The organism is Actinoplanes sp. NPDC051633 (assembly GCF_040681735.1).
In the GTDB taxonomy this organism is placed as follows: domain Bacteria; phylum Actinomycetota; class Actinomycetes; order Mycobacteriales; family Micromonosporaceae; genus Actinoplanes.
In genome coordinates this window covers 1-4562 of record NZ_JBFAZH010000649.1, presented here as the reverse complement: position 1 = coordinate 4562, position 4562 = coordinate 1, and the positions used below count along the sequence as shown (strand labels likewise).

Sequence of the window (4562 nt, the reverse complement as noted above, 5' to 3'; positions counted from 1 at the left end):
GCCACCCCCGCGGCCGCGCAGCGGGCGATCTACCCCCGCGGCGCGCCGCGGGCCGCCCCCCCCCCCCCCCCCCGGGCCCCCGCCGGGGGCCCCCGCGACCGGGAGCCGGACGGCGACTACATCGGCTCGGCGACCGTGACGATCACGGCCACCGATGCCGGGTCCGGCGTCGACCTGGTGGAGTACGCGCTGGACGGCGGCGCCTGGGCGGCCTATTCGGGACCGGTCGTCGTCGGCACCGTGGGCGCGCACACGATCAGGTACCGGGCGACCGACAATGCCGGCAACACGTCCGCCGAAGGCACCAGCACGTTCACCGTGGTGGCGCCTCCGCAGCCGGACACCACGGCACCGGCGACCGCCGCCTCGGTGGCGGGCGAGCGGGACGCGAACGGCGACTATCTCGGCGCGGCGATGGTGACCGTCACGGCCACCGACACCGAGTCGGGCGTCGCCCGCATCCAGTACGCGGTCGACGACGGCGCCTGGACGACGTACACGGCGCCGGTCACCGTCCGCACGCTCGGCGCGCACGCGGTCAAGTACCGGGCCACCGACAACGCCGGCAACACCGCGGCGGAGAAGTCGGTGACCTTCACGGTGGTGCCGTCGGGCGAGGACGCGTGCCCCGCCTCGGACACCCGTGCCACGGTGATCATCCGGGCCGACGACACCGGTGTGCCGAACAAGGACAGCGGTGACGGCTGCACGATCAACGACCTGATCGACGAGTACGCCGACTACCCCACCCACGCCGCCTTCGTCCGGCACGTCGAGGCGGTCACCGGGCCGCTCCACGCCGCCGGAACCATCACCAAGCGTCAGCAGGGCGCCATCGTCCGGGCAGCGGCCCGATCGGACATCGGCTCATGACCACAACAGGGGGAATCGCAATGCCCAGACGGATAATCGCCGCGGTCGCCGCCGGAGTCGCTGCCGGCGGGATGCTCGTCGGCGTCGGACCGGCCAGTGCCGACCTGGTCACCTACTGCATCGGCACCGGCGGCGCGGTCACCGTGCCGAACGACCTCTACGTACCGCCGAACGAGTCCTGCGATCTGGCCGGCACGACGATCACCGGCAACGTCAGCGTGGCCGCGGGCGCCAACCTCGTGGTCGCGAACGGTCGCGTGAGCGGCGACGTCCGCATCGCCGGCAACGGCTACTTCGACGCGAGCAGCTCGGTCGTCTCCGGCCAGGTGGTGCTGGCGGCCGGCGGCTACGGCGTCTATCTGCGCGACGCGCAGAGCGGGACGATCACGGTACGCCCGAAGGGCTCCACCACCGTCGACAGCTTCCTGTTCGTCGAGGGCAGCACCGTGGCCGGCGGGGTCACGGCCGGCGCCGGCGACGTCCGCATCGACCAGGGCACCCAGATCGAGGGCAACGTCAACAGCTCGGGCACGTACTACACCGACGTGCACGACTCGTTCCTCGACGGCACGCTCCAGGTGCTGAACAGCGCCACCGGCAGCGTGGTGTGCGGCAGCGCGGTCCGCGGCAAGGCCACCTTCGCCGGCAATCTGGGCGGCGTCCAGCTCGGCCCGAACGGCGGCCTGGACAGCTGCGCGTCCGGCGGCTACTTCGGCCGGGACGTGAGCGTCACCAACACCTCGGGCGGCGTCACCGTGGACGACAACATCATCGACGGCGTGCTCACCGTGCAGGCCAACAACCCGGCCGCCGTGGTGGCCCCGAACAACCGGATCCGCGGGGGCATCGTCGGCGATACCGGCGCCGACGTAGCCCCCGCGGCGGCGCGGCGCGGGACGTCCATGTCGCCACGGCCGGAGGCGGCCGAGCAGCGCGCGGCGGCCCGCCTCACCGCGGCCGAGGCCGAGGCCACAGCGGCCGGCCCGGCCGACCTGTAACTCGCGATGTACGTCCCCCGCATGCCCCTTGACTCGCCGGGGGCGTGCGGGGGACGTTGTCGGCATGACCAGGGAGATCAGAGAAGTTCTGACCGGGTTCCACTACCTCGAGGCACCTCGCTTCCACGACGGCCGGCTGTGGGTCTCGGACTTCTATCTCCATCAGGTGGTGTCGGCCGAACCCGACGGCTCGGACGTCCGGGTCGAGGCGGAGGTGCCGGCCCAGCCCTCCGGCCTCGGCTGGCTGCCGGACGGTCGGCTGCTCGTCGTCTCCATGCGCGACCAGCGTGTGCTGCGGCGCGAGCCGGACGGCACCCTGGTCACGCACGCCGACCTGTCCGGTGCCCTGCCCGGGCACGTCAACGACATGGTGGTGGACGAGCGCGGCCGCGCGTACGTCGGGAGCTTCGGTTTCGATCTGATGAACGGCGGTGCGCTGGCGCCGTCGAAGCTCGCGCGGGTCGACCCGGACGGGACGGTCACGGTCGTGGCCGAGGAGCTGTGGTTCCCGAACGGCTCGGTGCTCGACGGCGCCACCTTGATCGTCAACGAGACGTTCGGCAACCGGATGACCGCCTTCGACGTGGCCGAGGACGGCTCGCTGACCAACCGGCGGGTGTGGGCGAGCTTCGGGCTGGTGCCGACCGAGACCGAGATCGGCCGCGTGCTGCCGCAGCTCGTGGTGGCGCCGGACGGTGCGTGCCTGGACGCCGAGGGAGCGGTCTGGATCGCCGACGGCACCGGCGGGCGGGCGCTGCGGGTCCGCCAGGGCGGCGCGATCGTGGACGAGGTGCAGGCGGGCAGCGGGGTCTTCGCCGTCGGCATGGCCGGTCACACGCTGTACCTCTGCGCGGCCCCGGACTTCGACGAGCACGCCCGCTCGAACGCCCGTGAGGCGCGCCTGCTCGCCGTCGAGGTGGATGTGCCCGCGGCCGGGTAACTTCAGATCATGGGTTTCAATGACGCGATCATCGAGAAGTTCCACGAGCGCGGCGGCGACGTCGGTGAGCACTGGGCGGGCAAGACGCTCGTGCTGCTGCACACGCACGGCCGCAAGTCCGGCAAGGAGGTCGTGAACCCTCTGGTCGCCGCCCCCGACGGGGACGCCAGGGTGGTCTGCGGCAGCTTGGGCGGCGCCCCGCAGGACCCGCAGTGGGTGGCCAACCTGGCGGCGGCCGACGGCCCGGTCACGGTCGAGATCGGCACCGAGACCAAGCTGGCCGACGCCACCGTGGTCCGTCCGGGCGAGCCGGACTGGGAGCGGCTCTACGGCATCTGGCGCGAGTACTGGCCGGACGCCGCGGACTACGAGACCAAGACGGACCGCAAGTTCCCGGTGGCCCGCCTGGTCTTCCGCGACTGAGTTCTCCCGGCACGACCCGGGCGGTTCAGCTCATCGGGACAGCGCGTCCTTGAGCTCCTTGGCGAAGAAGTCGATGAAGCCGTCCGGGTCCGGGCCGGCGTTCTGCAGCACGATGTGGTCGTACCCGGCGTCGGTGTACTCCTTGACGCGCTCGACGTACGGCTGTGTCTCGGGGCCGACGACGAACTGCTTGCGGATGTCGTCCGCGGTCACGGTCTGCGCGGCGGCCTCGAAGTTCACCGGGTTGGGCAGCTCCGCCATCACCTTCCAGCCGGTCACCGCCCACGCCGTCGTCTTCAGCGCCTCCTCGACCGCGGCGTCCTCGCTGGTCGCCCAGGCCATCGGCACCTCGGCGTACTTCGGTCCGTCGCCGCCGGCCTTCTGGAACGTCTCGACCAGGTCCGTGCGCGGCTCGGTGGCGAAGAGCCCGGTGCCGTGGGTGGCGGCGAGCTCCGCGGCCTGCTTGCCGCCGGCCGCCACCGCGATCACCGGCAGCTGCTCGGGCAGGTCGAACACGCGGGCGTCCTCGAGCTGGAGGTGCTTTCCCTCGTACGACTGGTAGCCGCCCTGCCAAAGCAGGTTGATGATGTCGAGCGCCTCGCGGAGCCGCTCGTGGCGTCCACGCACGCTCGGGAAGCCGGTGCCGACGACGTGCTCGTTGAGCCGCTCCCCTGCGCCGATGCCGAGCGTGAAGCGGTTGTCCGAGACGATCGCGAGGGTCGCGGCGGCCTGTGCGATGATCGCCGGGTGGTACCGGACGCTCGGGCAGGTGACGCCGGTGGCCAGGCCGATCCGCTCGGTCCTGGCGGCGATCGCGCCCAGCACGGTCCAGGCGAACGGCGAGTGCCCCTGCACGTCCAGCCACGGGTGATAGTGATCGCTGATCTCGACGAAGTCGAAGCCGGCCCGCTCCGCGGCGACCGCCTGCCGGATCAGTTCCTGGGGCCCGAAGCCCTCCGCGGAGAGTTTGTATCCGAAGCGCATGCTTTCCGGCTTCCCCGGCTCGGCCGGGACAAACGCGGTCCGGGATCATGAGGCATGCGCTTCTCCACAGAGTTTCGTGTGAATGCCGAGCCTGCCGTGGTCTACGCGCACCTGATGGACCCGCGGAGCTATGTGGGGATGGCGCCGCTGGTGGTCGCCGTCCGGGACATCCGTGAGGTGAGCGGCGCCGTCGAGTACGTGGCGGTCGAGCGGTTCCGCCTCGGCCCGCTGCACTGGGACAACCCGATCCGGGTACGGATGACCGGCCGCCCCGCGGACCACCGCGTGACCAGCTCGGTGGCCAGCCCCTTCGGGGTCACCCTGGACGCGGTGGTGACGCTGAC

General features: G+C 72.0%; 4 protein-coding genes and 2 pseudogenes. 5 read left to right on the top strand and 1 reads right to left on the bottom strand.

Going from position 1 to position 4562, the window contains the following annotated elements; all coding sequences use genetic code 11:
• From AB0M20_RS28820 to AB0M20_RS28805, 4 genes and pseudogenes are all read left to right on the top strand, one after another.
• Window positions 1-873 (top strand): annotated as a pseudogene (locus tag AB0M20_RS28820) (copper-binding protein); the annotation flags it as partial.
• Window positions 874-893: 20 nt separating this feature from the next.
• Window positions 894-1871, top strand: a complete 978-nt coding sequence (locus tag AB0M20_RS28815) for a hypothetical protein (RefSeq protein ID WP_364303454.1) — start codon at window positions 894-896, stop codon at window positions 1869-1871.
• Between the two features lie 64 nt (window positions 1872-1935).
• Entirely contained in the window at window positions 1936-2811 is an 876-nt protein-coding gene (locus AB0M20_RS28810) for an SMP-30/gluconolactonase/LRE family protein (protein ID WP_364303453.1), read from the top strand.
• 9 nt (window positions 2812-2820) lie between these two features.
• The gene (locus AB0M20_RS28805) at window positions 2821-3234 is read left to right on the top strand and encodes a nitroreductase/quinone reductase family protein (protein WP_364303452.1); all 414 of its coding nucleotides are present in this window, start codon (window positions 2821-2823) and stop codon (window positions 3232-3234) included.
• A gap of 30 nt (window positions 3235-3264) precedes the next feature.
• Here the strand turns inward: AB0M20_RS28805 and AB0M20_RS28800 are convergent, their stop codons facing one another.
• Window positions 3265-4218 (bottom strand): TIGR03557 family F420-dependent LLM class oxidoreductase, encoded by a 954-nt coding sequence (locus tag AB0M20_RS28800; protein WP_364303450.1) that lies wholly within the window; start codon window positions 4216-4218, stop codon window positions 3265-3267.
• A gap of 78 nt (window positions 4219-4296) precedes the next feature.
• On the opposite strand from AB0M20_RS28800, the pseudogene AB0M20_RS28795 reads away from it, so the two are divergent.
• Window positions 4297-4562 (top strand): annotated as a pseudogene (locus AB0M20_RS28795) (SRPBCC family protein); the annotation flags it as partial.